Below are 26,640 nucleotides of genomic sequence, written 5' to 3'. Positions count from 1 at the left end.
GAATTCTACTTTATGTAATTACTTTCTCCCCACAACCAATTCTATCATTTCGTCTTCGTGTAAATATTTATTAGCAATAGTATTTACATCATCAGTACTAACTTTATGAATTTGATTTAAATAGTGTTGGTAAAAATCTTCGGGCAGATTATATTCGTAAAGAGATTTTATGACTTCGCCCAAAGCAAAAGGTCCGTTTAATGTGCGTAAAAAAGTCCCCGACATATAATTTTTCACTAAGCTTAGCTCTTCGTCTTTGACTTTTTCTGTTCTTAATCGTTTCAACTCAAAACGAATTTCATCTAAGGCTTTTTGTGCCACATCGGCACCAACTTCACTACTAATTGTAAACGAGCTGTCGTGTAATTTTGGACTTACTCCTGCATAAATGCCGTAGGTATAGCCTTTGTCTTCTCTGATATTGCTCATTAGTCGTGAACCAAAATAGCCGCCAAATAATGTTGACACTACACTTAGAGAAAAATAGTCGGCATGCTTTCTTCCGATAGTTCTTTTGCCCATTCTGATAGCCGATTGAAGTACATTTTCTTTGGGAGTAAAGTGGTGTAAGTTTGAGCTTGAAGAAGCGGTGAAAGCAGGTATAGGAACGGTTTTATCTACACCCCATTGTTCTTGACCGAAAAACTGATTAACAAGATTTATTGTTAAATCATTTATTTTTCCGGAGATAAAAATTTTGCAATTTCCACTACCGTAGTGATTTTGATGGAAGTTTTTTAATAGCGAAGGTGTAATTTTATCGTAATCTTCAACCTTTGCTGAAGCTCCATAAGGATGCTTATTCCCAAAAAGTAAAGCTGTAAATTGTTTTTGAGCAATATGTGTTACCTTTTGGTTGCGAACAATAAACTCTTGTTTTTCCTGATCACATAAACGGTTTAATTCCGTTTTGCTAAATAGTGGATTTTTTATCATATCCGCAACTAAAGTTAAAACAGACTTTAAGTGTTTGTTGAGAGTGAAAATATCTATGCAGGCATTATCCCTATTTATTTTTTTGTTTACAAAAGCACCGTAATTATCAAGTTTTTCAGCAATTTCAACTGCGGTATAATTCTCGCTTCCTTCGTTGAGCATTTGTCCCGTAAAAAAGGCTTCAAGAGCTTGTGACTGAAACCAAGTGCCGGCTTTAAAGACTAATTGTATTTTTACAACTTCCTGTGTTCCGGCATTGATGGAAAAAACAGGAATGCCATTTGATAGATTTGATTTATCGATAGTGGGCAAAGTTATTTCTTTAACTATTTGAATTTGTGGGGAGTCGATTCTATTTAGTTGCATCATTTTTTTGATTTGAGCGGTAATACAAAGTAGAAGAATTTTTTGTTTGAAATATTTTTTGTGCTATTTGCTGAATTTCATCTACACTAATTTTATTGTAGATTTCCTCTTCTAAATTTACAGTATCAGCATCACCTAAACTTTCGGCGATAGCCAAATTAATAGCATTATTTAATATACTGGTTTCGCTAAAAGTACGACTTGCTTCCAATTTGTTTTTTACTTTCTGTAATTCAAAGTCTGAAACAGTTTCGCTCTTTATCAGTTCTATTTCTTTTGTTAGTCTTTTGTCTGCTTCTTCTAAGGAAATACCCTCGGCAGGTTTACCATTAAAAACAAAAAGACCAGGATCGAAATCACCTGTAATATAGGCATCCAATTCAGAGAAAATCCCCTCTTCTTTGATGAGCTTACGGTAAAGTCGTGAAGAATTTCCATTAGATAAAACATCGGAAAGTAAATCAGCCGAATAATAATCTTTGCTGCCGCGTTTATCCATATGGAATACTTTATAGAGTGCATCAATAGGAACATCGCGATAAACTTCTTGAAAACGCGCCTCTTTTTGTTCGGGCTCTTGAACCAATTCGTTGTTTAAAGAATCTCCTGAAGGAATGTCTCCAAACCACTTTTTGGTAAGTGCTAAAATTTCATCGGCTTCAACATTTCCTGCCACAACTAAAATAGCATTGTTTGGATTATAATGTTTTTTGTAAAAAGCTTTTACATCTTCCATTTTAGCATCTTCAATATGCTTAATTTCTTTCCCAATGGTATTCCATTGATAAGAATGTTGTTTGTAAGCTAAAGGTTTTAAAAGCATCCACACATCGCCATAAGGCTGATTTAAATAAGATTGTTTAAACTCTTCAATAACAACCTGTCGCTGTACTTCTAAGCTCTTTTCTGAAAAAGCAAGGTTCAGCATACGATCGGATTCTAACCAAAAAGCCGTTTCTAAATTTTCTTTTGGAAGCGTAATATAATAGTTTGTGATATCGCTATTTGTAAAGGCGTTATTTTCGCCTCCGGCTTTTTCGAGAGGCTTATCATAATCAGGAATATTAACAGATCCGCCAAACATTAAATGCTCAAACAAATGAGCAAATCCTGTTTTATCGGGAGATTCATTTCTCGATCCAACTTTATACAAAATATTAACGGCTACTATGGGTGTCGACTCATCTTTATGGACTAATAATGTTAATCCGTTTGAGAGTGTGAATTTTTTATAATTGATCATTCGTATTTTTTAGTTTTTAGCGACTAACTTTAGCCATAAATTGTTCTTCGTCAATTAAAAAGCGTTTATGGGTTCCAAGTCCAATAATCCCTTCATTATCAAAAGCTTCGACGCTGAAAGTTAATTTAGCGCGGTCAATTTCAATAAGTTTTGCAATACAAAGAACGGCTTCGCCAATGGGAGTTGCTTTGATGTGCTTTACATTAATTTCCGTACCAACACTATTTTGACCTTCTTTGAGCTGCTTGGAAATACAAAGCATTGCTGTTTTTTCCATCAGTGCTATCATTGCCGGTGTGGCAAAAACGTTTAGGCTTCCTGAACCGTATTGGGCAGCGGTATCTTTAGGACTAACAATAATTTCGAATTCGGCTTTTAAGCCAATTTGAAGTTCCATACTTTTTTCTACAAAAGTAGGGGATTTTTAGTTTAAGATTTCACCTTTTTTATTTCCAAAATATCCATTTCAACAACCAAAGAATAACCAATTTGATCGATACGAATTAAGATTTTTTTCTTTCCGTCACTATCGTGGATAACTTCTCCGGAATAGCCTGCTAATGCTCCTTCTTCGATTAAAATTTTTTCTCCTTTACGGAAACGTTGACTACTGAAATGAAACATCTGATCGGAATCGATAATTTTTTTCATTGCCTCAATTTGCCAATCGGGGATAGGAGCGGCTTTTCCTTCAAAGGTAATATAGCGAACAGCTCCTTGTGTATTCAGAACATTATAATATTCTTTTTCACTTACATTAACAAAAACATAGGAATTAATATAGGGTACTTCCACCCATTTTTTCCTATCGCTCCAACGACGTAATTTTCTTTGAAGTGGAAGATAAACCTCGATATTTTGTTCTATAAGCCTGTCGAAAACAGCTTTTTCTGCTCGCGACTTAGTATATAAGGCGTACCAATTATATGTTGCTTGAAAGGTCAAAATAGTTTTATAAATGAAGATGTTTAAGAATAGGGTGGTAATCTCCTTTTAATCCAATAGGTTCGCTATTGCGGATATTATAAACTGTTTCAATACTTTGTCGACCTTCTTGAATACGGAAACCTCTACCAGCTAAAATTTCTCTGTAACTGACAGTGTGTAAGTCGGTAAAACCACCACTAAATTCAAAATTTTCTCCTTCCATTAAAATAGAACGAAAAGTACTTTGCCCTTGAGCTCTTCTTTCCGGAGGGATATCATTGCTGTCAATACTTAAAAACCAACGAACTCGAGCCCGTTCAAGTTCTAAAAGTCCGGCGGCTTTATTGTGTTGTAAAACATGGACTTCTGTGTGCTTTACCTTTCCAAAAACAAAGGCAAGCATATCAAAGAAATGAACGCCAATATTTGTTGTTACTCCTCCTGACTTAGAAATATCACCTTTCCAACTTACATCATACCATTTTCCACGAGAGGTAATATAGCTTAAATCAATATCGTAAATCTTATCTTTTGGTCCGTTTTCGATTTTTTTCTTCAACTCAATTACCGAAGGATGTAAGCGTAGTTGAAAGATAGTATAGATATTTTTATTTGTTTCTTTTTCGATAGCTTCTAATCCGTCAAAATTCCAGGGATTTAATACAATTGGTTTTTCGCAAATTGCATGAGCTTGGTTACGAAGTGCAAGTCGGATATGAGAATCGTGGAGATAATTTGGGGAGCAGATACTGACATAATCAACATCGCGACCTTGATTTAGTCTTCTGAGTTTATCTAAATGTCTGTCGAAACGTTCGGGTTCGGTAAAGAAATTGGCATTTGGAAAAAAACGATCCATAATCCCAACACAGTCAAATTTATCGAGAGCAGCAACTAACTTATTTCCGGTTTCTTGAATAGCTGCCATATGACGAGGAGCAATGTATCCCGCAGCACCAATCAGAGCAAAATTTTTAGTAGTGGGCATAATAGAAATTTAGATATTTAAAGATATAGCAAAGTTAAGCCAATTTTGTAGAATGCAAACGTGATTTATTATAGATTTTTAATTGAGTTCTAATTGAGGATGTATTTAGTTTTTTCATCAAAAAACAAATTACCTTTGCGCGCATAAATGAGAAACATGTTGTTTTATAAAACAGACCATCTGAATTTAATCGAAAAGAATACTTTCCGTATTCATTTGTTTTATAGTATTTTGGAGGGTTTTGTTTTAGGTGTTTTAGCCTTGAACGAATTTGTTTTTATTAAAAGTTTAGATGGAAGTAATTTTGAGTTAGGTGTTCTTTTTCAATTTAGTGTAGTTGTTTTTACAGGCTTAATTTTTATTAACGAATTTCTAAGACGTATAAAAAACAAGAAGAAATTACTTATTATTACTGCTTTAGTTAGCCGTTTGCCCTTATTTTTTCTTTTATTCTTTCCTAAAAGTGATGTGGCTGTGCAAGCAAACGGAATTTATCATCTGTTTTTTTTAGCCATATTCTTTATGTATTATTTGGCTGCGCCCGTAGTATTGCCAAATATTAATCTGTTTTTGAAAAAATCTTATCGTCATCAAAATTTTAGTAAGCTGTATAGTTTTGCAACCTCAATCAATAAAATTGTAATGCTGATAGTAACCTTTGCTTATGGAATGCTTTTGGATTGGAATCCTTATGCTTATACCTATGTTTTTCCAATAATAGCGGTTCTTGGTATAGGGTCGATACATCTTTTAACAAAGATTCCTTATCAAGCTATAGAGCAGGTTGAAATCAAGAAAACTTTTTTGCAATCGGTCAGAAGTTCTTGGCGAAATATGTGGACTTTAATGATTTCTAATAAGCCGTATCTGCATTTTGAAATGGGTTTTATGCTTTATGGTTTTGCATTTATGTCGACAGTAGCTGTAATTACTATTTATTTTGATAAAGCCTTGGGCTTGAATTATTCCAGTATAGCTTTTTACAAAAACTCTTATAATATTATAGCTATTTTATTATTGCCTTTTTTTGGAAGGTTGTTGGGGCGTATCGATCCGCGTAAGTTTGCCGCTATAACTTTTGGTTCTATGATGATGTTTATTTTCTTTTTGGCTTTGACGGAATATTTTCCGGCTCATATAGAAATATTAAATATCAAGATTTATTATATGTTGCTGTTTTATATTTTATTTCAAAGTGTTTTTGCTGCAACTATGTCTTTGCTTTGGTTTATTGGTTCTGCTTATTTTGGGAAGGATTCCGAAGCCGGAGAATTACAAGCTGTTCATCTTTCTTTAACGGGCGTTAGGGCTTTGTTTGCACCTTTAATTGGAATACTATTTTTTGAGTTATTTGGTTATACTGTCTCTTTTGGAATAGCTATTGCTTTATTGTTAAGTGCTGTTTTATTGATGATTTGGTCGTATAAAAGAGATTGATATTTTTTTGTGATAAAGCACAGAATAGTATATCAATACAGCTTATTTTCGGAGTTCAAAACTTTCTCCTAAATAAACTTTACGTACATGTGGATCAGATGCAAGTTCTTCTGCCGTTCCTGCTTTAAGAACAGAGCCTTCGAAGAGTAAATAGGCACGATCGGTAATTTTTAAGGTTTCATGGACGTTATGGTCGGTAATTAGAATTCCAATATTTTTTTCTTTTAACTTGGAAACAATAGTTTGGATATCTTCTACAGCAATAGGATCAACTCCCGCAAAAGGTTCGTCGAGAAGGATAAACTTAGGATCGGTAGCCAAGGCTCTGGCAATTTCTGTACGTCGTCTTTCTCCTCCGGAAAGTTGAATTCCTTTACTTTTTCGGATATGCTGTAATCCAAATTCGTCGAGTAAAGAGTTTAGCTTTTCCGTACGCTCTGTTTTGTTAAGCTCAGTAAATTCAAGAACAGAACTAATATTATCTTCTACAGACATACTACGGAATACCGATGCTTCTTGCGCTAAATAACCAATGCCTAACTGAGCTCTTTTATACATAGGCTCTTTGGTAATCTCTTGATTATCTAAAAAAACACGTCCGTTATTTGGCTTAATCAAGCCTACAATCATATAAAAAGAGGTGGTTTTACCTGCGCCGTTAGGACCAAGTAAACCGACTATCTCTCCTTGTTTTACATCTATACTTACGTTTTTTACAACGGTTCTTTTTCCGTATTTTTTTACGATATTTTCAGTTCTTAATAGCATGTTCGCTTTGGCTTATAAAATTCCTTCTTTTAGAATATCATGTAAATGTAAAATCCCCAAATATTTGCCTGCCTTTGATACAGGTAGTTGAGTAATATTATTGCTTCTCATTAAATTTAAAGCATCTACTAATAAGGTGTCAGGATTAATTTGTTTAGGGTCTTTACTCATAATTTGTTCGGCATTAAGCCTATCAATTTGCCTATTGTTTTTTAACATTCTTCGTAAATCGCCATCGGTAATTATACCGACTAATTTTCCTGTATTCAATACTGCTGTGGCTCCCAATCTTTTTGATGTCATTTCAATAATAACTTCTTGAATAGAAGCATTTATATCTACTTCGGGTTTTTCGTTTTGTGAAATTATATCTTTTGCCTGAAGATATAGTTGTTTTCCAAGAGCTCCTCCCGGATGTATTTTTGCAAAATCAGCAGTAGTAAATCCTTTTAACTCTAATAAAGAAACAGCAAGAGCATCGCCTAAAACCAATTGTGCTGTTGTGCTGGAAGTTGGAGCAAGATTATTTGGGCAGGCTTCTTTTTCAACACTGGCATTTAAAACATAATCGGCTTGTTTGGCTAAAAACGAATCTGTATTTCCCGAAATAGCAATAAGCGTATTTCCAAATCCTTTTATAAGAGGAATTAGCACTTTTATTTCCGGCGATTCGCCGCTTTTAGATATACAAAGCACTATGTCGTTTTTGCGAATAATCCCTAAATCGCCATGGATGGCATCCGCAGCATGCATAAAAACGGCTGCGGTTCCGGTAGAATTTAATGTAGAAACTATTTTATTAGCAATATTGGCGCTTTTCCCAATACCGGTAATAATTAGCCTACCGCTCGATTTGGCAATACAATTTACCGCTTGTTCAAACTGATGGTCGATTAAGGAAGAAAGCTGCTTAATAGCAGAGGACTCCTCTAAGATAGTACGGATAGCAATTTGTTTTATGTCGATACTTTTATCCAAAATATAAGTTTTGTAACACAAAGATAATTTCTTTTTAGAAGCAGGCATTTTTCTGCTTAAAAAAAATGATAAAACACTAATTCGAGAAAAAACAATTAGAATTTCCAAGCTTTAATTTTTGATGCAAATTAATAGTGATAATTTAAAAAATAATTCGTACCTTCGCGCGCATTTTGAGGGAATTAGGGCTGCGTCATCCTTATGTTTCTTTCTTGTAATTGGATAATTATTTTATTATATTTGTTATCAAACAAATTATTGAAAAGATATAAATGACCACTAAAAAGCACATCTATTTATTATGGGGGAAAAGGTTTTTTATAGTAAAAAGAAAATAAATGTCATTAAAAAAAGATAAGGATACACTTTCGGAACTATTGAAAAAAATTTTTGGTTTTGATAGTTTTAAAGGGAATCAAGAAGAGATAATTGAAAGTCTGATAGAAGGGAAAAATGTATTCGTTATTATGCCTACGGGTGGCGGTAAATCAATGTGTTATCAACTGCCTGCCCTGAGTAATCCCGGAACAGCTATAATTGTTTCTCCTTTAATTGCATTAATGAAAAACCAAGTTGATGCTATCCGGAATTTTGGTGCTGATGAGGGTATTGCACATGTTATGAACTCGTCTTTATCTAAGACGGAAATGAATAAGGTTAGATCTGATTTGCTAAGTGGAAAAACTAAATTGTTATATGTTGCTCCAGAGTCTTTAACTAAAGAAGAAAATGCGGAATTTCTTAAAAAGATTGACATTTCTTTTTATGCAATAGATGAAGCTCATTGTATTTCGGAATGGGGTCACGATTTTCGTCCTGAATATCGGCGTTTACGCCCTATAATTGATACGATTGGACATGATGTTCCGATAATTGCTCTTACTGCAACTGCAACATTAAAAGTTCAGGAAGATATATTGAAGAATTTGGGTATTGAAGATGCCGAAGTTTATAAATCTTCTTTTGATCGCCCTAATTTATATTATGAAGTAAGACCTAAAACAAAGGACGTTAATAAAGATATTATAAAATATATTAAAACACAGCCGGGTAAATCCGGAATAGTTTACTGCCTTAGTCGTAAAAAAGTAGAAGAAGTTGCTGAAACTCTACAGGTAAATGGCATAAAAGCTCTTCCGTATCATGCCGGTCTTGATGCATCTACACGGAAAAGAAATCAGGATATGTTTCTGATGGAAGATGTTGATGTAATTGTGGCTACCATAGCTTTTGGAATGGGGATAGATAAACCCGATATCCGTTTTGTAATTCATCACGATATTCCCAAAAGTATTGAAGGATATTATCAGGAAACGGGACGTGCCGGACGTGATGATGGAGAGGGAAATTGTATTACTTTTTATAGCTATAAAGATATTGAGAAGCTGGAAAAGTTTATGAAAAATAAGCCTGTTGCCGAGCAGGAGATTGCAAAGCAGTTATTACAGGAAACCATTTCCTATGCCGAATCTTCTGTTTGTAGACATCGTCAGCTTTTACATTATTTTGGAGAGGGTTATCCTAAAGAAAACTGTGGTGCTTGCGATAATTGTTTAAACCCAAAAGAGCAATTTGAAGGGAAAGAAAATGTACAATTAGTAATAGAGTCCGTATTGGCCGTTAAGCAGTTGTTTAAGCGCGAATATCTTGTGAATATTTTAGTGGGAGACAGAAATGCAGATATAAAAAATGCTAAACACGATAAATTAGATGTTTTTGGTCAAGGTATGGATTATGATACAAAACATTGGCATGCCGTTATCCGTCAGGTGCTTATACGTGGGCTGTTAGCTAAAGATATTGAGAATTACGGCTTGCTGAAGGTTACTGAGGCGGGTTATAAATTTTTAGATAATCCATACTCCATAATGCTTACCAAAGATCATGATTACGATGGTCTTGATGATGGGAGCTCGGGTAGAGGTGCTGTTAAAACAGATGCGCTTGATGCTATGTTATTTAATATGTTAAAAGATTTGCGTCGCGATATATCAAAAAAAAATAATTTGCCTCCCTTTGTTATTTTTCAAGATCCATCTTTGGAAGATATGACTATACAGTATCCGACAACCTTGGAAGAATTAAAAAGCATTTCGGGAGTTGGTGTTGGAAAGGCGGCTAAATATGGAGAACCATTTGTTCGTCTTATAAAAAACTATGTGGAAGAAAATGAGATTATACGTCCGGTAGATATGGTCGTTAAATCAGTTGTGAATAAATCGGGTATGAAAGTGTTTATAATTAAAAGTATAGACAAAAAATTACCTTTAGAAGTAATAGCACGATCTAAAAATCTGAGTGTAGAAGATCTGATAACCGAAATTGAACATATAGTGTCTGCCGGTACCAAACTGGATTTGACGTATTATATAAACGAAACTATAGATGAATATCATCAAGAGGATATTTTGGAATATTTTTCTGAAGCCGAATCAGATTCTTTGGAAGATGCACTTGAAGAATTAGGCGAAGACGAGTTCTCTGAAGAAGAAATTCGCTTGATGCGTATTAAGTATATGTCGGATGTGGGAAATTAGTATTTTTTATTTCAGTTTCTTATAAAAACCTACCTTTGTCCTTAAAATTTTACTAAAATGAATATTCGCCGTTTTATTGGATTATTAGGGATTGTTTTTCTTTTATCGTCTTGTTCCGAGAAAAAACAAGAAACTGTTAATGTTCCGGATGTGCTTATTGCAGAAGCAGAAATGGCTGAAATACTTAGCGAGGTTCAACTTATAGAAGCTTATCTTGACCAGATTCCTTACAGTAAACGTGGTAAAAACGATACTGCTTATGTTTATTACCCTTTGCTTTTTGAAAAATATAAAATAAATCAAAAAGATTTTCTTGATAATTTAGCTTATTACTCTAAAAATGAAGAAGTAATTTCTTCTATTTATGATAAGTCGATAATTATTCTTAATAAAATAAAGGCAAAAGATTTAGAAATTCGTTTGGAAATGAAATTGGATAGCATTCGTCAAGATTCTATTCGTAAAGTGGAGGAAACGTTTTTAAAAGATAGTCTTAAAAAAGTTGTTCGGAAAATAAAAAAGTAATATCCATGCATTTATTTTATACTCCCGATATTGAGAAAGACGATTTTTATCAGTTGAATGAAGAGGAATCAAAGCATGCTGTTCGTGTATTGCGGCTAAATATTGGCGATGAAGTATGGTTGACTGATGGAAAAGGCACGATGATACAAGCTCAGCTTGTTGATAATCATCCTAAAAGATGTAATCTTAAGATTGTAAAACGGATAGAAAAATATGCCAAGCGAGATTATCGTTTGCATATGGCGGTTGCTCCCACTAAAAATATTTCGCGTTTTGAATGGTTTTTAGAAAAGGCAACAGAAATAGGGATAGATGAGATTACACCAATTCTATGCGAACATTCGGAGAGAAATACCATAAAGGTAGATCGTTTAAATAAAGTTATTACGGCTGCTGTCAAGCAATCCTTAAAAGCATATCATCCTAAACTTAACGGTTTAAGGAAATTTAGCGATTTATTGAAAGAAAATAGAGATAGTAAAATGCTTTTGGCATGGTGTGACGCTACTAAAGAGAATAGAATAGATAATTTTGTTAAACCGAAAGAAGATATTTTGGTTTTTATTGGTCCGGAAGGTGGTTTTAGCGATAATGAAGTAAAGCAAGCTAAAGATGCTGCTGTAAATTTAGTTTCGATTTCGGATAGCAGATTAAGAACAGAAACAGCTGCTATTGTTGCTTGTCATAGTATTGCATTTATAAACAAAAGCTGATAGAGAATGGCTAATTTTTTTGAAATAATAAAATCTGACGTGCCGGTTTTAATAGATTTTTCTGCAGAATGGTGCGCTCCTTGTAAACTGATGCCTCCTATTTTAAAGCAAGTCAAAGCTACTTTAGGAAATAATGTTAAGATTTTGAAAATCGATGTAGATAAGAATCAAGCTATCGCTCAAAAGTTACAAATCAGAAATGTGCCTACTATTGCTTTGTATAGAAATGGAAATCAGTTATTTAGACAGGCAGGAGTTCTTCAGGCTAATCAATTGATTCAGTTGGTAAAACAGCATATTTAATCTTCCGTATTAAAAGATTTTAATTCAAAGGTAGTACCGTCGAATTCTCCATAAGAAAACCTACTTATCCAGTCGCCAAGAAAAATAAATCGGGAATTATTTCCTAAGTCGATATTTTCTTTTACGTGGTAATGACCCATAACGAAATAATCTATACTTCCATCTTTTAATAATAATTCCTTTGCAAAAGAGGGAAGTCTGGTTTCGGCAATATGGTTATTTTTCTTTTCTTTTTTTGTTTTATCGCCACGGGCTTCGTTGGCATATCGGCTTCTGCGACTAAAAAACAAACCCATCCGTAAGCCTATATCGGGATGTATCCAACTAAAAAGCCATTGGTTTAGCTTTAGTTCAAATACTTTTTTTAAAAACTTATATCCATGATCGCCTTTTCCTAATCCATCTCCGTGGGCAAGATAAAATCTCTTACCTAATATTTCTTTAATTTGGGGTTTGCGCTCAATCTTTATATTTAATTCTTCTTTCAAATAGTCAAAAGCCCAAATATCGTGATTGCCTCTAAAAAAGAAAATTGGGATTCCTGAATCAGTTATTTCGGCCAATTTACCTAATAAACGAACATATCCTTTCGGAATAGCTGTTTTATATTCAAACCAAAAATCGAATAAATCGCCCATTATATAAATTTCCAAAGCATCATTTTTAATGCTATCAAGAAATTTTACCAATATACGTTCGCGCTTTAGGCTGGAAATACGATCTGGGATGCCCAAATGAGCATCTGAAAAGAAGTAAACTCTTTTTGTTATTGGCGTCTTCACGTCTTTTTTATTCAAAGATACTATTTTATAAAATAATGGTATATATCATTACCATTAGCTAAAATGAGCAGAGCAAATAAAAGAAACATTCCTACCATTTGAGCGTATTCCAAGAACTTATCACTTGGGGCACGTCTTGCAATCAATTCGTAAATTAGGAATAGGACGTGTCCGCCATCTAAAGCCGGAATTGGTAAAATATTTAAAACGGCTAACATAATAGATAAAAATGCTGTCAATTCCCAAAAGCGAATCCAATCCCAAGTTGCAGGGAAAATACTTCCGATACGTATAAATCCGCCAACCGATTTATAGGCTTGTACATCAGGAGCAAAAAGCAGTTTAAGTTGTTTAAGGTAGTTGGTAATACCATCGTTAGCTTTTTTAAATCCGGCAGGAATAGCTGCTATTATGCTATACTTATGGTTGGTCCAAACAAAGTCGTTTTCGGGATCTGCACCAACGCTTATTCCTACTAAACCTTTGTCGTTTACATTTACTCTATATGTTAGTTGCTCGCCATTTCTATCTACCAATATGCTAATTGTATCTGAGACATGTGATTTTACAATATTAGAAAAATCGGAAAAACGATCAACATAAGTAATTTCTTTACCGTTGGCAGCTAAAATCCAGTCGTTTTTTTCTAATCCCGCTTCATGAGCAGCTGATTTTTTTGCAAATCCATTAATTCTAACAGGCATACGGGGTAGTATAAATCCTGCATTTTCAGATTTTATTAATTTGGCAATAAAACCTTCGGGAATTTGTATATCAATAAATTTACCGCTACGATCAATCTGAATCGTTTTAGCTTGTTCCATAATGATATAAGCAGGAATTCTCATGAAGTTATCCACTTCATTTCCGTCTATGCTTAAAATCTTATCTCCGGTCTGTAAGCCCATCTCCATTCCTAAAGAATCGACTTGAATACCGTATTTTATAGATGAGGTTGGAAGATATTGCTCTCCATAGGCAGCCATCATTACAATATAAATGACGATAGCTAAAACAACATTCATAATTACACCTCCAAGCATAATTATTAATCTTTGCCAAGCTGGTTTTGAACGAAATTCCCAAGGCTGAGGCTCTTGGCTCATTTGTTCTTTATCCATAGATTCGTCAATCATACCGGCTATTTTAACATAACCACCTAATGGTAACCAACCAATTCCATATTCTGTTTCCCCCTTTTTAAATTTAAAAAGTGAAAACCAAGGATCAAAAAATAAATAGAACTTTTCTACTTTAGTTTTGAAAAATTTTGCGGCAGCAAAGTGCCCAAATTCGTGTATGACTACTAAAATTGAGAGGCTAAGTAGTAATTGAAGTATTTTTATTAATATATCCATATTTTATATATGCTTTCTAATGTAAGCTTCGCTATCTGCAAAGCATTTATTTGTTGTTTCAAAATAAGTTTCCAGCTTGGGTGTTGAAATAAAATTTTGGGAGTTCATCATTTCTTCAACCACTTCCGGAATCCTATAAAAAGGCCATTTTCTATTCAAAAATGCCTTAACTGCAATTTCATTTGCTGCATTTAAAATGGCAGGCATATTACCGCCTTTTTCCATAGCAATAAATGCGAGTGCAAGATTACGAAATTTTTTGCGATCTACCTGCCTAAAAGTTAGTTCAGGATTGTCTGTTAACGAAAATTGTGATAATGAATTTTCTGCACGCTTAGGATAATGTAGAGCATATTGTATGGGAAGTTGCATATCAGCTGAGCTAAGTTGTGCTTTTAAGTTTCCATCGGTAAATTGTACAAGACTATGAATAACTGATTGAGGATGAATAATTACATCAATTTGTTTAGGCTTTAAATCGAAAAGCCAGCGGGCTTCAATAAGCTCAAGTCCTTTATTCATCAGGCTTGCAGAATCAACACTTACTTTTTGTCCCATTTTCCAGTTGGGGTGTTTTAAGGCGTCTTCAGGACTGATATGCCTGAGTTGATTTTGAGTATAATCTAAAAAAGGACCTCCGCTGGCGGTAAGTATCACCTTGTCGATAGTATTATTTTTTTCCCCTAATAAGCATTGAAAAATAGCAGAATGTTCGGAATCAATAGGAATAATTGTACTATTATTTTTCTTAGCTAAGGACATTACAACCTCACCGGCAATAACTATGCTTTCTTTATTTGCCAGTAGAATTTGCTTTTTATATTTTATAGAATGTATAAGCGGTTTTAAACCGGCAAATCCAACTACTGCATTTAAAACTATTTCTATTTCGGGCTTTTCTAATAATTGAAGAAGATTTTTTTCTCCAAATAAAACCTGAGTGTTAGAATCTAAAATGATTTTAGAAACAATTTTAAAGGCTTTTTTGTCAGTTATAACTACAAATTTTGGTTTGTATTGATTTATTTGTTCAAGTAATAATTTGGCATTACTATGTGCACTAAGTAGTTCGATAGAAAAAATATTTGGAGTAGCACTGATAACACCGAGTGCCTGTGTCCCGATAGATCCTGTTGATCCAAGTATGGCAATACCCTTTTTCAATATATTTATTTTTTTACAAAAGTAAGGATTTATGTTTTGGCTATTATTTATTTTTTATTGATAGAGAAGTTGTCTGAAGTTAAAATGAAAACCAATATGTTTCTTTCAAAATCTCCCTTTAACATTAAACAGCTTCAGCCTAAAATATAAACTTCTTTAAACGTAAAAGAAAGGAGATTAAACCAAAAATCTTCAGTAATTTTGTTGCTTACCGTTTAGTGTGGAAAACAAGAAGAACATATTATCGGAAATAGATAGTCCGAAAGATTTGAAGAAAGTAGATTTAGCTGATTTACATATTCTTGCAGATGAACTGCGAGAGTATATAATCAATGTTATGTCTACAAATCCCGGGCATTTAGCTTCCAGTTTGGGCGTTATAGAATTGAGTATAGCTCTGCATTATGTTTTTAATACGCCTTATGATAAATTAATTTGGGATGTGGGACATCAGGCTTATTCACATAAGATTTTAACGGGTAGGAGAGATGACTTTAAAAATAATCGAAAGTTAAATGGCATTTCGGGGTTTCCTAAAATGAGCGAAAGTGAATATGATGCTTTTGGGGTCGGACATGCATCTACTTCGGTTTCGGCAGCTTTGGGAATGGCTGTTGCTGCTCAATTGAAGGGCGAAACGGATCGCCGGCATATTGCTGTTATTGGTGATGGAGCAATGACTGGTGGAATGGTGATGGAAGCTTTGAATAATGCCGGAGTTTCAAATGCAAACTTACTCGTAGTTTTGAATGATAATGGGATTTCTATTGATGAAGGCGGAGGTGCATTACATCAATATTTTACTAATATTTCCACATCTAAAACCTATAATAAGATAAAAAATAAATTTTGGAATATCTTAGGTTCTAGGAATAAAACTATTACAAAAACTCAGAGGTTTTTTCAACATCTTGAGTCGGTTATTAAAACAACTATTTTACGTAGAAGTAATCTTTTTGAGTCGTTAAATTTTAGGTATTTAGGTCCGGAAGATGGCCATAATGTCTTACGCTTAATCAGGGTGTTAAATGGTTTAAAAGATATACCCGGACCAAAAATATTACATATTATAACAAAAAAAGGGAAGGGCTTAAATACGGCAGAATTAGATCCTATAACTTATCATGCTCCCGGTAATTTTGATAAGGTGACCGGTAAATTAACACCTAAATCCAAGGTAAATAAGTTTCAAAAATATCAAGATGTATTTGGTGATACTTTGGTTGAGTTAGCTCGGAAAAATGAAAAAATAATAGGAATAACTCCGGCTATGCCTACAGGCAGCTCTATGATTAAGCTTATTAAAGCAATGCCGGATAGGGCTTTTGATGTGGGAATTGCAGAGCAGCATGCGGTTACTTTTGCTGCCGGTCTGGCTGCTGCCGGAATGAAACCTTTTTGCGCTATTTATTCTACATTTATGCAGCGAGCATACGATCAATTAATTCATGATGTTGCTTTGCAAAAATTACCCGTAGTCTTTTGTCTTGATAGAGCCGGTTTGGTTGGTGAAGATGGCTCAACACATCACGGAGTTTTTGATTTGGCTTATCTCAGAACAGTTCCAAATATCGTGGTGTCTTCGCCAATGAATGAGCATGAGCTTCGAAATTTAATGCTTACGGCTGAAAATTATAATGCCGGACCTTTCGTTATTCGTTATCCTCGTGGTCGTGGAGTTCTTGATAATTGGGAAAATATACCGGAAATACTTCCGATTGGAAAAGGACAAATGGTAAAAGACGGTAAGAATATGGCTGTTATAACATTGGGTCATATTGGTAATTATGCTTTGGAAGCTATTTATCAAGTTCAAAAAAATGATATTGCGCTTTTTAATATGCGTTTCTTAAAACCTATTGACGAAGATTTATTACACACTATCTTTAAGAAGTTTGACAAGATTATTACCGTAGAAGATGGTAGTCTGAAGGGAGGATTAGCAAGTGCTATTGCTGAATTTAAGACTAAACATAATTATAATGCTCATATAAAATCATTAGGAATTCCCGACCAATTTATTGAGCAAGGTAAGGTAGAAGAGCTTCGGAGCATTTGTGAAATAGACACTGAAGGTATTTTAAAAGCCATCAAAAACTTCTAATATATTTGGGCTAAATACTCTTGATAATTACTTTGTAACGTTTGTTTTTTGGAATAATTCTCTATTTGGGATAGTGGGAATTAATTTTATTTTTTAATCGCCTGATTTCGTGGGTAATAAATCTAATATAGTATTTGGCTTAATTCTTGTCTTTTTTGAGAGATATTATTCGTTATGTTACCAGACTCTAAAAATAAAAATTCACTCACTGCACCGTCTTTACGAATGCGAAAAAAAGAAAAGCGCAAAAGTCTTGATATAGATAAGATGGAAACTATTAAACAGCTTCGCGAGGATTTACGCTTGAAAGATTTGGAGATTAGAAAGCTAAAGGAAAAGATAGAGGGGGAGCATAAGCTTTTGGAAATGCGTCTTATATTTAAGCAGCTTCAAGATTTCTTGGCGATGGCTCCTGTTCCCGTTTATTTTAAAAATAAAAACTTAGAGTATACCTACGTAAATCAGGCTTTTGCGGCTTGGGTAAATTTTCCAACAAACGAATTAATTGGGATAAGTAATTCTCAGCTTCTCTTAGGGCATTATTTGGAGCCATTGGAAAAAATTGAGAAAGATGTTCTGAAAAGCAATACAATTATTCGTAGTCAAGAAATTGCGCTTTCGCTAGATAAGCATCCGCAGTTGCTACAAACTTATGTTTTTCCTATTTCGGATAATCGTGGAGATGTTAGTGGTGTAATGGTCTGTTATTTAGATGTCTCAGAACGGATTCAATTTAAGCTTGAACTTGAAAAGGCTAGGGAAGATGCTTCTCTTGGAATAAAAAGTAAACATGCTTTTTTGGCTAATTTAAGTCACGAAATTCGTACGCCATTGCATGGGATTTTAGGTAGTGGAGCTCTTTTAAAATCATTAGTAGATAAAGATGAAGCATTAGATTTACTTGAGAATATTAATAATTCCGGAGCATCTCTTTTAGAGATGGTAGATTCGATGTTGCTTTTAGAGTCCTTAGAAAAAGGAAAATGGGTTTTGCGGAAAGAAGAATTTAAACTGTCTAAGCTTATTGATGATGTAAATGAAAAATTTACAAATCAAGTAAGGTCGAAAATGATTGATATGCAAAGCTTTATTGCTCAGGGCTTGCCCAATATTTTAATAGGTGATGAGGAGAAGATAAAACTTGTTTTAAATATTTTTTTAAGCAATGCTGTTAAGTTTACCAATAAAGGTTTTGTTCATTTGTTTGTTCAGGTAGATCATAAGAGAACCGGTGGTGTTTGCGTAAAGTTTAGTGTTAAAGACACCGGAATAGGAATTCGGAAAAATTTACAGGCTGAGCTTTTTACTTCCTTTACTCAGGGTGATTCTTCAAGTACTAAAGGATATCAGGGAACGGGTATTGGTTTAACAATGGCAGAGAAAACGGTTTCTTATTTAGGAGGTACAATTGGTTTTGAAAGTGCGGAGTTTAAGGGGAGTAACTTTTGGTTTACTGTCGATTTAGATGAACCTTTATCAAAAGCCAAAGATGTTGGGGTTTTAAAACCCGATCAGTTGCCTGTTTTATTGGTTGAGGACAATAAAATAAATCAAAAAATAGCTTTTTTTACCTTAAAAAAATTAGGATTTACTGTTGAAGTAGCGGAGAATGGGTTAGAAGCTGTAGAACGATTTGAGAATGGACAGTTTAAAATTGTTTTGATGGATATTCAGATGCCCGTTATGGATGGCTTTGATGCTACAAAAAAAATTAGGGCTTTAGAAAAGATTAATAAGTCTCAGGCTTCATTAATAATTGCCTTATCGGCTAATACAATAAAAGAAGATGTTGAAAAATGTTTTTTTGTTGGTATGAACGAATATATCAGTAAGCCATTCTCTCCCGAGAAGTTGGTTGAAGTTATTAAAAACCATATAGAGATTGACATTTAAAAAAAGAGGGTAAGTTCTTAAGAACTTACCCTCTTTTAATATATGAGTATTTTTAAATGTTAGGCTAATGCAAAACGTTTAAAATTACTAACTGTTAAATCTTTATCGTAGCTTTTTAAATATGTACTAACATTTTGTTTAGTGTCTTTAATATAAGCCTGATTTAACAAAGTATTTTCTTTAAAGAACTTATTTAATTTTCCCGCAGCAATTTTTTCAACCATAGCTTCAGGTTTTCCTTCTTGACGAATAATGTCACGGAAAAGAGCTAACTCATGATCAATAGTTGCTTGGTCTACAAATGATTGGTCAACAGCAATAGGATTCATTGCGGCAACTTGCATAGCCATATCTTTACCAACTCCATCAATGCCATCCACTACTTTGTTTAATCCAATAATAGTAGCAATACGATTGCCATTGTGAATATAAGCCGAAACATAAGCGTCTTCTGTAACAGCATATCCGCCTAACTCAATTTTTTCTCCAATTTTTCCAATTTGATCAATTAAAGAATCTTTAACAGTAACTCCGTTTAAACTCAATGCTAAAACTTCGTCACTTGTTTTTGCTTTATTTGCAAGGGCAAGATCAAGAACACTTTGGGCGTATTTAACAAAATCGTCATTTTTAGCTACGAAATCGGTTTCGCAATTAATCATTATTACGGCTCCAAATGTTTTATCATCATTAACTTTTGATAATACTACACCTTCGGCAGCATCACGATCAGAACGATTAGCAGCAACTTTTTGACCTTTTTTACGCAAAATGTCAACAGCTTTTTCTTGATCGCCATCGGTTTCAACTAATGCCTTTTTGCAATCCATCATGCCGGCACCGGTTAGTTTTCTTAATTTATTTACTTCAGCAGCAGTTATTTTAGCCATCTTAATATCTTATTTGTAATTTAATCTTATTTGTTTTCAGCTTTAGTGCCCTCTGCTTTTGGTTTAGCAATACGTTTTCTTGGGCGTTTTGCAGTTTCTTCAGCTGGAGCTGCATCTTTTTTGGCAGCTGCTTTTTCTTTATTGTTTGCTTCTTCCTTATCGCGAGTAAGTTTTCTTTCCATTAATCCCTCTTCAACAGCTTTAGTCATTTGGTCTAAAATTAAAGCAATAGATTTTGAAGCATCGTCGTTAGCAGGGATTGGGAAATCAACTAAAGTAGGATCGCTATTTGTATCAACAATTGCAAATGTTGGAATATTTAATTTTCTGGCTTCTGCGATTGCAATCTTTTCTTTGATAATATCTACTACAAAAAGAGCAGAAGGAAGACGGTTTAAATCAGAAATACTACCTAAGTTTTTTTCTAATTTTGCACGTTCGCGAGTGATTTGTAAACGTTCGCGTTTAGAAAGGTTTTTCCATTGGTCTGTTGTTGCCATTTTGTCGATAGCACTCATTTTTTTTACCGCTTTACGAATAGTTGTAAAGTTAGTTAACATTCCACCTGGCCAACGCTCAGTTACATAAGGCATATTTACTTTTGTTACTTTTTCGGCAACAATTTCCTTAGCTTGTTTTTTTGTTGCTACAAACAAAATCTTTTTGCCTGATTTAGCAATTTGTTTAATTGCATTAGCAGCTTCTTCAAGTTTTGCTTGAGTTTTGAATAGATCGATAATGTGAATACCGTTACGCTCCATAAAAATGTAAGGAGCCATGTTTGGATTCCACTTTCTTTTTAAGTGACCGAAATGCACACCAGCATCTAATAATTGGTCAAATTCAATTTTTGCCATTTTTGTTTTTGTTTACATTCTTTAATAACCACAATTAATAAGTAGCTCTATTGTGTAGAAGTCTTAGTAATTTAGATACTAAACAATTATTTATAAATATTTTAACGCTTGCTGAATTGGAATTTCTTACGAGCTTTTGGTTGTCCGGGTTTCTTACGTTCCACCATACGTGGATCACGTGTCATTAAACCTTTAGCTTTTAAAGCAGGTTTATGTTCCGGATCAATTTTTACCAATGCGCGAGCAATACCTAAACGTAAAGCTTCTGCTTGTCCGTTTATACCGCCACCGTCTAAATTGGCAACAATATCGTATTTTCCAACTGTATCAGTTAATTCAAAAGCTTGTTGTACAACAAATTGTAAAATCCCGGTAGGAAAATACGTTTTGTAATCTGTTTTGTTAACTGTTATTTGACCACTACCCTCCTTTAAATATACGCGAGCGATGGCTTTTTTTCTTCTGCCTAAGGAATTTATGATATCCATGATTACTTCATTGTATTTAAGTTAATAGCTTTAGGATTTTGACCGGCATGGGGATGCTCTGTTCCTGCATATACATGCAAATTACGGAATAACTGAGCTCCTAATCTGTTTTTAGGAAGCATGCCTTTTACAGCTTTTTCAACCATAGCAAATGGCTTTTTTGCCATTAACTCATTAGCTGTCTTGCTGCGCTGTCCACCAGGATAACCTGTGTGGCGGATATAGGTTTTCTGTTCCCATTTATTTCCGGTCAAACGGATTTTGTCAGCATTGATAATAACTACATAATCACCACAATCTACATGAGGGGTGAAGTATGCTTTGTTTTTACCACGTAAGATATTCGCTACCTTTGAAGCCAATCGACCTAAAATTTCATTTTCAGCATCAATAAGTAACCATTCTTTTTGAACAGTTTCCTTGTTTGCACTCTGTGTTTTGTAACTTAACGTATTCATTTACAATTATTTTACTTGTTGAACCTATCCATTTTTAAAATGGGCTGCAAAAATAGAAACAAAAGCAGTAATTACCAAATTTTCAGAGCCTTAATTCGAGATAAACTTAACCATTTCATCTATCTTCTGTTTAAGCCCTAATAATTGTCCTGTTTTGCCTATTAATCAGGTCCGATTATTACTAATTAATTTAAATTAAAATTAATCAGGTGCTGTTGTACTAGCGAGCGCAAAATTACAAAGATATTTTACATTTCAAACCATTTATTTAGTCCCTTTTTTGGGGTAAAAACAGTAAGGAGATTTGTAGAGCTAATTGTCGTCGTTTTCAATTGTTTTGTTTTCTTCTCATTCTAAATAAGAAATAATAATACGTATAAATATCTTATAAACAGCATTATATAAAAGGGTACTATTTAGAATGACTATAAATTTATGTTTTTAGATAGTTGTTGTTAATTTAATAACAATAAATAAGTATATTTGTGAACGAATTAACAATAAGAATTTTATCATGGTTCAAAGCGAAAATTTGATACGGAATTTAGTTGAAAAGCATGGCAACTCACGCAATAGTTTGTTGCCTATTTTGCAAGGTATTGTTGCCGATGAAAATTATCTTTCAGAAAGCTCAATGGTTGAAGTGGCCAAAGCCCTTGATATATCATCTGCCGAAGTTTATGGAACGGCTTCATTTTATTCTTTCTTGTATACTAAACCGATGGGTAAAAATATTATCAGGGTATGTAAGACGATTAGTTGTAAAATGGCAGGGAAACAGGAGTTGGTGACTGCAATTGAAAAATTACTTAAAATAAAAATGGGGGAAACTACTCGTAATATGCAATTCTCCTTAATAGAGACCAATTGTTTAGGCTGGTGTCATAAAGGTCCTGTTATGCTAATCAATGATGAAATTTATACCGAAGTAAGCCCTGAAAAAGCAGTTAAAATATTATGTGAAATAGATCCTCAACATCTTACAAATTCTTAGTTATGAAAAATAAAGGATTAAAAAAAGTAGATATAATTTTCGATTGCGCTAGTTGTGAACCACTCGAAGTGATTAAGAAAGCTCTATCTATGAAGCCCGATGAGATTATAGATCAAATCATTAGTTCGGGTTTAAAAGGTAGAGGCGGAGCTGGTTTTCCCACCGGCTTAAAATGGAAATTAGCAAAAGAGGAAGATAGTGATATTAAATATGTTATCTGTAACGCAGATGAAGGTGAACCCGGAACATTTAAGGATAGGGAAATATTAGATGTTGTTCCAAGTAAAGTTCTTGTTGGAATGGCAATTTGTGCCTATGCTATTGGAGCAAAAGAAGGGTTTATATATTTAAGAAATGAGTATAACTTTCTTTTAAAAGATTTATTACCCTTAATAGAGAAGTTTAATCAGAATATTCAAAATTTAGGTTTAGACTTTACTATTAAAATGTTTTCAGGTAGCGGGGCGTATATTTGTGGGGAGGAAAGTGCTCTCTTTGAGTCTATGGAAGGAAAGCGAGGCGAACCTCGTAATAAGCCTCCTTATCCTACTAAAGCTGGGTATAATGGAAAACCGACAATTATCAATAATGTAGAAACATTGGTGTATTGCAGTATGATTATACGGATTGGTGTGGAGCCCTTTAAAAAATTAGGAACCACTGATTCTCGAGGATCAAAAGTATTTTCTGTTTCCGGTGATACTGCAAAAGCAGGAATTTACGAATTAGAATTAGGAATAGGGGTAGATGAATTTGTTAAAGAATTTGGTAATGGCGATACTAAAGCCGTTCAGGTTGGAGGAGCTTCTGGTCATTGTGTTCCAAGAAAAGATTTTAAAAATAAAATTATTGGATTTGAGGGAATACCAACGGGAGGTTCTATGATGGTTTTTAATTCATCTCGATCTATGTATAATGTGTTAAAAGATTATTTGGAATTTTTTGAAGAAGAGTCTTGTGGACAATGTACGCCTTGTAGAGTTGGTACTCAACAGCTTTTAAAAGGTATTAAAGCGGTAAAACATGGCGAAAAACCATCTTCATATCTCAATCAATTATTAAAATTAGCCGAAACAATGAAGATAACTTCAAAATGTGGCTTGGGTCAATCAGTTCATAATTCGTTTTCTTCCATAGTGAAGAATTTCAGAGAAGAAATTATTTACTAATCTAAAGAAAGGAAAATAATGTCAACGATAAATTTAATAATAGATAATAAAAAAGTATCTGTTGAAAAGGGTCAAACAATATTAGATGCTGCCAAGAAAGTAAATGTTCGTATTCCAACACTTTGTCATCATGAGGATTTGTGTGTGGCGGGAAATTGCAGAATATGTGTAGTTGAAGTGGAAGGACATAATACTTTGTCGGCTTCCTGTGCTACTCCGGCAGATGAAGGAATGGTAATTAAGACTAACACCCCGAAAGTACGTAATGCACGTAAGGATGTTGTTGCGCTTTTGGTTTCGGAGCATAATACACAATGTACTACTTGCTATCGTAGCATGAATTGCGAATTACAAGAACTTTCAGCAGAATACAATATTGATAACAATCGGTATTTAAGCGTATTAAAGCCTGATATAGAAATTGATCGTTCTTCTTGGTCGATAGAAAAAGACGATAGTAAATGTGTTCGTTGTCAACGGTGTGTGAGAACTTGTGCGGAACTTCAGCATGTAAATGCTCTTACAGTGAGCGGAAAAGGAAAGGATATGAAAATTTCTACTTTCATGGATTTGCCTTTAAACGAAGCTGTTTGTACTAATTGCGGACAATGTGTAATTCATTGTCCTACCGGTGCTCTCACAGAAAGACGTTATTATGATAAAGTGTGGGAAGCCATTGGTAATGATAAAAAACATGTGGTTATGAATACTGCCCCTTCGGTTCGTGTGGCATTAGGCGAAATGTTAGGGTATCCTGTTGGAACGCGTGTTACCGGAAAAATGGTAACAGCTATGAAGCGCTTAGGTGTTGATTCTGTGTTAGACACTGATTTTTCTGCTGATCTTACTATTATTGAGGAAGGACACGAATTATTACAACGACTTAAAAAAGTGATAGTTGATAAAGATGAGAGTGTTAAACTTCCTATGATCACTTCTTGTTCGCCGGGCTGGGTAAAATTTATTGAACATATTTTCCCTGATCATTTGGGACATTTGTCTACTTGTAAATCACCACAGCAAATGTTTGGTGCACTCACAAAAACATATTATGCTGAGAAAAAAGGAATTGATCCCAAGGATATTGTAAGTGTTGCAATTATGCCTTGCGCGGCGAAGAAATTTGAGGCAAGACGTCCGGAAATGAAAGATAGCGGCTATCGCGATATTGATGCCGGTCTTACTACTCGCGAATTGGGTCATATGATAAAACAGGCAGGTCTGGATTTTACCGATTTAGAAGATGGAACTTATGATAGCATAATGGGAGAATCCACAGGTGCCGGAGTAATTTTTGGTGCTACGGGAGGCGTGATGGAAGCCGCATTACGTACTGCTTATGAAATAGTTACCGGTAGAGATGTTCCTTTTGATAATCTAAATGTTTTGCCTGTTCGTGGAATGGAAGGCATTAGAGATGCGACTATAAAAATTGAAAATTGCTTGCCTGAATGGAGTTTTTTGGAGGGTGTAGAGCTTAAAGTTGCTATTGCCAACGGATTAATTAATGCTCGGAAAATAATGGATGAAGTTGCAGCGGGAAAATCACCGTATCATTTTATTGAAGTGATGGCTTGTCCTGGTGGATGTATCGGTGGCGGTGGTCAGCCAATACCTACCAATGAGGAAATTCGTAAGAAAAGGATAGAAGCAATTTATGCCGAAGATATGGATAAGACTATTCGTAAATCTCATGAAAATCCTGAAATTATTAAAATCTACAAAGAGTTTTTAAAAGAACCACTTGGTCATATTTCTCATAAACTTCTGCATACAACTTATAAGAAGAGAAATAGGTATTAACCTAGAAGATTAATATTTTAAGATGATTAAAGGTCCCGCTACGGCGGGATCTTTGTTATAAAATCTCAATAAGCTCGGCATATTCAAGCTCTGATTCTTTCCAAAGAGCTTTTCCTTGGTAGGCATTTAAGAGTTGGGCAATAGCTAAAACATCGTTCTGACAATATTCTGCAATGCGTTTTACATCGCCATCTTTCCAATACACTTCATTTACCTGACTTCCGTTGATATCAGATTTTGGTGATGGGATATTAAAAATAGCTGTTAACAAATCAAGCGAGGTATAATGTTTATAATCGCCAAACTTCCACAATTCCATAGTGTCTAAATGCTTTATTTCCCAAGGCTTTTTGCCTGCAATATCCAAAAGTTTGGGAAGCTTTATTTGGTTAACCAAAAGTCGGCGAGCAATGTAAGGGAAATCGAATTCTTTTCCGTTATGAGCACAAAGCAAATCACTTTCATGATTAAAATACCTATTCAGCATCTTGGCAAAGGAGGCAAGCAAAGCTTTTTCGTTATGACCAAAAAATGATTTTAAACGAAATTTTTTGAGCTTTGGTTCGTAATAGCCTATTGAAATACAGATAATCTTTCCAAACTCTGAATAAATACCTGCTCTTTCGTATATTTCTTCCGGTTTTGCTTTCTCATCTCTGGATATTAGCATGGCTTTTTTATCCCAAAGTAATCGTAATCGCTCAGGTAGTTTTGCATAATTTGGCTGCTGTGCAACAGTTTCAATATCCAAGAAAATAATCTTGTTTTTGTGTAAATGCGTCAACATAAGGCGTTTAATTTTTTGTAATATACAAAATAACTTAGTGTATTTTTGTGCCAATGATTAAACGTACGATAAGAATTACCGAAGACGGTAGTACAACGATTGAGCTGATTGGGAAAAATGAGAATTTTCACTCAACACATGGTGCAATTCAAGAATCGGAACATATTTTTAT

The 26,640-nt window shown here is 34.3% G+C and carries 25 protein-coding genes; 10 read left to right on the top strand and 15 right to left on the bottom strand.

Annotated features, from left to right (window positions below; genetic code table 11):
• Positions 1–18: 18 nt before the first annotated feature.
• From J7K39_05995 to J7K39_05975, 5 genes are read right to left on the bottom strand one after another with little or no spacing between them, the layout of a single operon-like run.
• On the bottom strand, positions 19–1,305 hold the full coding sequence (locus tag J7K39_05995; protein MCD6179438.1) for an insulinase family protein: 1,287 nt from the start codon (positions 1,303–1,305) through the stop codon (positions 19–21).
• Positions 1,289–2,545, bottom strand: coding sequence for an insulinase family protein (locus J7K39_05990; GenBank protein MCD6179437.1), 1,257 nt, complete (start codon positions 2,543–2,545; stop codon positions 1,289–1,291). The genes J7K39_05995 and J7K39_05990 overlap by 17 nt, the downstream gene beginning before the upstream one ends.
• A gap of 16 nt (positions 2,546–2,561) precedes the next feature.
• Complete coding sequence (locus J7K39_05985; protein ID MCD6179436.1) at positions 2,562–2,942, bottom strand: thioesterase family protein; 381 nt, start codon at positions 2,940–2,942, stop codon at positions 2,562–2,564.
• 32 nt (positions 2,943–2,974) lie between these two features.
• Positions 2,975–3,490: a UpxY family transcription antiterminator gene (locus tag J7K39_05980; GenBank protein MCD6179435.1), complete on the bottom strand. Its 516-nt coding sequence runs from the start codon at positions 3,488–3,490 to the stop codon at positions 2,975–2,977.
• A gap of 7 nt (positions 3,491–3,497) precedes the next feature.
• Entirely contained in the window at positions 3,498–4,460 is a 963-nt protein-coding gene (locus J7K39_05975) for a Gfo/Idh/MocA family oxidoreductase (protein MCD6179434.1), read from the bottom strand.
• 156 nt (positions 4,461–4,616) lie between these two features.
• Here J7K39_05975 and J7K39_05970 point away from each other — a divergent pair, with 156 nt between their 5' ends.
• Positions 4,617–5,897, top strand: a complete 1,281-nt coding sequence (locus tag J7K39_05970; protein MCD6179433.1) for an MFS transporter — start codon at positions 4,617–4,619, stop codon at positions 5,895–5,897.
• Between the two features lie 42 nt (positions 5,898–5,939).
• Here the strand turns inward: J7K39_05970 and lptB are convergent, their stop codons facing one another.
• Positions 5,940–6,665, bottom strand: coding sequence for an LPS export ABC transporter ATP-binding protein (gene lptB, locus J7K39_05965; GenBank protein MCD6179432.1), 726 nt, complete (start codon positions 6,663–6,665; stop codon positions 5,940–5,942).
• Positions 6,666–6,677: 12 nt separating this feature from the next.
• Positions 6,678–7,691, bottom strand: coding sequence for a KpsF/GutQ family sugar-phosphate isomerase (locus J7K39_05960; protein ID MCD6179431.1), 1,014 nt, complete (start codon positions 7,689–7,691; stop codon positions 6,678–6,680).
• A gap of 290 nt (positions 7,692–7,981) precedes the next feature.
• On the opposite strand from J7K39_05960, the gene recQ reads away from it, so the two are divergent.
• The 4 genes from recQ to trxA are packed head-to-tail and all read left to right on the top strand — an operon-like array spanning position 7,982 to position 11,721.
• Positions 7,982–10,180 carry a DNA helicase RecQ gene (gene recQ, locus J7K39_05955; protein ID MCD6179430.1) on the top strand — a complete coding sequence of 733 codons (2,199 nt, stop codon included), beginning with the start codon at positions 7,982–7,984 and terminating at the stop codon, positions 10,178–10,180.
• Positions 10,181–10,237: 57 nt separating this feature from the next.
• Positions 10,238–10,705, top strand: a complete 468-nt coding sequence (locus tag J7K39_05950; protein MCD6179429.1) for a DUF4296 domain-containing protein — start codon at positions 10,238–10,240, stop codon at positions 10,703–10,705.
• A gap of 5 nt (positions 10,706–10,710) precedes the next feature.
• Positions 10,711–11,418 carry a 16S rRNA (uracil(1498)-N(3))-methyltransferase gene (locus tag J7K39_05945; GenBank protein ID MCD6179428.1) on the top strand — a complete coding sequence of 236 codons (708 nt, stop codon included), beginning with the start codon at positions 10,711–10,713 and terminating at the stop codon, positions 11,416–11,418.
• A 6-nt stretch (positions 11,419–11,424) separates the two neighbouring features.
• Positions 11,425–11,721: a thioredoxin gene (gene trxA, locus J7K39_05940; GenBank protein ID MCD6179427.1), complete on the top strand. Its 297-nt coding sequence runs from the start codon at positions 11,425–11,427 to the stop codon at positions 11,719–11,721.
• Here the strand turns inward: trxA and J7K39_05935 are convergent.
• Genes J7K39_05935 through J7K39_05925 form a run of 3 tightly spaced genes read right to left on the bottom strand, consistent with a single transcriptional unit; the run spans position 11,718 to position 15,025 of the window.
• Positions 11,718–12,518 (bottom strand): UDP-2,3-diacylglucosamine diphosphatase, encoded by an 801-nt coding sequence (locus J7K39_05935; GenBank protein ID MCD6179426.1) that lies wholly within the window; start codon positions 12,516–12,518, stop codon positions 11,718–11,720. The genes trxA and J7K39_05935 overlap by 4 nt on opposite strands.
• A gap of 5 nt (positions 12,519–12,523) precedes the next feature.
• Positions 12,524–13,861 carry an RIP metalloprotease RseP gene (gene rseP / locus J7K39_05930; protein ID MCD6179425.1) on the bottom strand — a complete coding sequence of 446 codons (1,338 nt, stop codon included), beginning with the start codon at positions 13,859–13,861 and terminating at the stop codon, positions 12,524–12,526.
• Between the two features lie 3 nt (positions 13,862–13,864).
• On the bottom strand, positions 13,865–15,025 hold the full coding sequence (locus tag J7K39_05925; protein ID MCD6179424.1) for a 1-deoxy-D-xylulose-5-phosphate reductoisomerase: 1,161 nt from the start codon (positions 15,023–15,025) through the stop codon (positions 13,865–13,867).
• 220 nt (positions 15,026–15,245) lie between these two features.
• Between J7K39_05925 and J7K39_05920 the strand changes: the two genes are divergently transcribed.
• Both J7K39_05920 and J7K39_05915 read left to right on the top strand, forming a co-directional pair.
• Positions 15,246–17,129, top strand: coding sequence for a 1-deoxy-D-xylulose-5-phosphate synthase (locus tag J7K39_05920; GenBank protein ID MCD6179423.1), 1,884 nt, complete (start codon positions 15,246–15,248; stop codon positions 17,127–17,129).
• A gap of 267 nt (positions 17,130–17,396) precedes the next feature.
• On the top strand, positions 17,397–19,022 hold the full coding sequence (locus tag J7K39_05915; protein ID MCD6179422.1) for a response regulator: 1,626 nt from the start codon (positions 17,397–17,399) through the stop codon (positions 19,020–19,022).
• A 59-nt stretch (positions 19,023–19,081) separates the two neighbouring features.
• Here the strand turns inward: J7K39_05915 and J7K39_05910 are convergent, their stop codons facing one another.
• From J7K39_05910 to rplM, 4 genes are all read right to left on the bottom strand, one after another.
• Positions 19,082–19,912, bottom strand: a complete 831-nt coding sequence (locus tag J7K39_05910) for an elongation factor Ts (protein MCD6179421.1) — start codon at positions 19,910–19,912, stop codon at positions 19,082–19,084.
• A gap of 26 nt (positions 19,913–19,938) precedes the next feature.
• Complete coding sequence (gene rpsB / locus J7K39_05905; protein MCD6179420.1) at positions 19,939–20,769, bottom strand: 30S ribosomal protein S2; 831 nt, start codon at positions 20,767–20,769, stop codon at positions 19,939–19,941.
• 101 nt (positions 20,770–20,870) lie between these two features.
• Positions 20,871–21,257, bottom strand: coding sequence for a 30S ribosomal protein S9 (gene rpsI, locus J7K39_05900; protein ID MCD6179419.1), 387 nt, complete (start codon positions 21,255–21,257; stop codon positions 20,871–20,873).
• Positions 21,258–21,259: 2 nt separating this feature from the next.
• Positions 21,260–21,715, bottom strand: coding sequence for a 50S ribosomal protein L13 (gene rplM, locus J7K39_05895; protein ID MCD6179418.1), 456 nt, complete (start codon positions 21,713–21,715; stop codon positions 21,260–21,262).
• Between the two features lie 514 nt (positions 21,716–22,229).
• Here rplM and nuoE point away from each other — a divergent pair.
• The 3 genes from nuoE to J7K39_05880 are packed head-to-tail and all read left to right on the top strand — an operon-like array spanning position 22,230 to position 25,681.
• Positions 22,230–22,709: an NADH-quinone oxidoreductase subunit NuoE gene (gene nuoE, locus J7K39_05890; GenBank protein ID MCD6179417.1), complete on the top strand. Its 480-nt coding sequence runs from the start codon at positions 22,230–22,232 to the stop codon at positions 22,707–22,709.
• A gap of 2 nt (positions 22,710–22,711) precedes the next feature.
• Positions 22,712–23,878 (top strand): hypothetical protein, encoded by a 1,167-nt coding sequence (locus tag J7K39_05885; protein MCD6179416.1) that lies wholly within the window; start codon positions 22,712–22,714, stop codon positions 23,876–23,878.
• An 18-nt stretch (positions 23,879–23,896) separates the two neighbouring features.
• Positions 23,897–25,681, top strand: a complete 1,785-nt coding sequence (locus J7K39_05880; protein ID MCD6179415.1) for an iron hydrogenase small subunit — start codon at positions 23,897–23,899, stop codon at positions 25,679–25,681.
• A gap of 55 nt (positions 25,682–25,736) precedes the next feature.
• On the opposite strand, the gene J7K39_05875 is transcribed toward J7K39_05880, so the two are convergent.
• Positions 25,737–26,468: a 3'-5' exonuclease gene (locus J7K39_05875; protein ID MCD6179414.1), complete on the bottom strand. Its 732-nt coding sequence runs from the start codon at positions 26,466–26,468 to the stop codon at positions 25,737–25,739.
• Positions 26,469–26,640: the final 172 nt, after the last annotated feature.

It is taken from the genome of Bacteroidales bacterium (assembly GCA_021157585.1).
Taxonomy (GTDB): Bacteria; Bacteroidota; Bacteroidia; order Bacteroidales; family UBA12170; genus UBA12170.
Note: the sequence above shows the minus strand (reverse complement) of the source record. Positions and strands in the feature narration are given on the sequence as shown.